1 protein-coding gene is annotated in these 2,056 nt (G+C 59.9%); it reads left to right on the forward strand.

Annotation, left to right across the window (positions count from 1 at the left end; all coding sequences use genetic code 11):
- A partial coding sequence (locus HY962_17020; GenBank protein ID MBI5648636.1) for an HlyD family type I secretion periplasmic adaptor subunit occupies nucleotides 1–1,231 on the forward strand: 1,231 nt, incomplete at its 5' end.
- Nucleotides 1,232–2,056 lie beyond the last annotated feature (825 nt).

Consider the following 2,056-nt stretch of genomic DNA (forward strand, 5'->3'; position numbering starts at 1 on the left):
CATCGTCGGCGTCGCGCCCGGCAAGATCGTGCCCTCGGGGCGGACGAAGACCATTCAGCCGCTCGAGCGCTCGGTGGTCTCGGCGATCCACGTCGCCGACGGCCAGCACGTGAAGGCCGACGAGGTGCTCGTAGAACTCGATCCGACGGCCTCGCTCGCCGACCGGGCTCGCCTCGTCAAGGAACAGGAGGCGGTCGTCCTGGATCAGCTTCGCCTGGCGGCGCTCGTCGCAGCGGTCGATACCACAGTGAAAGCCGCGACCGTCCCGGATATGCGAACGGGCTCTATCCCCCCGGCCGCCACGTCGTTCGCGAGCGCAGGTGTCGGAATCGCGCAAGCCGAAATCGCGCGGGAACAGGCGCAGTTGCGTCAGCAGTTCGAGGAATACCAGGCCGCCGTCGCCGGCGTGTACGACGAGATGGAGGCGAAGCTCGCCGAGCGCCAGGGCACCGAAGCTCGCATCGCGCAGCTCGAAGCGACGCTGCCGCTCGTCACCGAGGAAGCCGAAGCGAACAGAAAGCTCATGGGCACGGGCATGGTACCGCGCGTGAAATGGCTCGAGCTCGAACGTCAACGCATCGAGCAGCAACAGGAGCGGGACGTGCAGCGCCATCAGCGCCGCATGATCGAGTCGACGCTAGGCGCACTCCAGCAGAAGCTCGCGGTCACCGCCGCGCAATATCGCAATCGCTGGATGGCAGAGCTCGACGACGCCGAGACGAAGCGCGCCGCCTACGACGAGGAAATCGCGAAAGCCGAGCGCAAGCTCGAGCTGCAGACGCTGCGCGCACCGCTCGCCGGCACCATCCAGCAGCTCGTCGTCCACACGGTCGGCGGAGTGGTCACCGAAGCGCAACCGCTGATGCTGCTAGTGCCGGACGATACACCCGTCGAAGTGGAAGCGATGGTGCCGAACAAGGACATCGGCTTCGTGCGCGAAGGGCAGGAGGCCGTGGTTAAGATCGAGACATTCAACTTCACGAAATACGGTTCCGTGCGCGGCAAGGTGCGGAGGGTCTCTCACGACGCCGTGGCCGACGAGAAGCGCGGCTTGGTATACACCGCGCACGTCGTGCTAATGGCGACGACGATGATGATCGACGGGAACGATGTCGCGCTGGCGCCGGGGATGGCGGTGACTACGGAATTGAAGATGGGAACGCGGACGGTGATCGAATTCCTATTGAGCCCGTTGCTGAGGTACCGACAGGAAGGTGGGAGGGAAAGATGATATCTAACGCACTTGCTACTGTGAACAAGCCCGGAACGCATCGGGTCGAGGCTGCACTCTATCTAACGTCGTTTCGTGATCGCGCTCATGCCGAATGCGCTTCGCTAGAACGTTTCGTGAGCGGAGCAATAATGTTTGCTCTGACATTATGTTCGAACGATGTAATGCCGCTTGAATGTCGATCCAACGTCGGTGCGCCAAACTGCAAGAATTTCGGGTTCCTGTCCTATGTGCTGACCTCATTGCGCCGCCATTGTTCGATGTGCGATCAGTTTTTTGCGAATCGATTGGACCGAATCGTTCTTCAAACATTTTATCCGCAGACTATCGCGCACATGTTTAATGCAGATACGTCTGAAACGATTCTTGCGAATCCCATCGCACAGAAACTCATTGCGTCGCGCTCCAAGAGGCGGCAATGAACATCGACAGTAGCCCGCTAAACCTCGCGCCCGGGATGGCGGTCAGTGCTGAAATAAAGACGGGGAAGCGGCGACTTATCGAGTTTTTGTCGAGTCCGTTGCTCAAGTACAAGCAGGGGGATGTGAGAGAGTCATGGTTAAGCCACGGTGTTCCTTCGTTATGGGTTTTGTTTGGCGTTGCGGCCTCGTCAATTCCGCGCAATCGCTTTCGCTTGCCTTACTGCTGATTGCTAATTTGGCGATTTCGGCGGACGAGGTTAAAGAAAGAGGTGGCCCCGCGTAGTTGGACAGTTTTCCGAGTTTCTTAAGTGGAGTCTCTGCGGGTTAAGCCGCCACGGCGAGTGACGGCAGCGATGAGAAGTAGACGTGATCGGGTGTTCGACCGTCAAGGCTGCTGTGAGGC

The organism is Ignavibacteriota bacterium (genome assembly GCA_016218045.1).
Lineage (GTDB): Bacteria > Bacteroidota > Ignavibacteria > SZUA-365 > SZUA-365 > JACRFB01.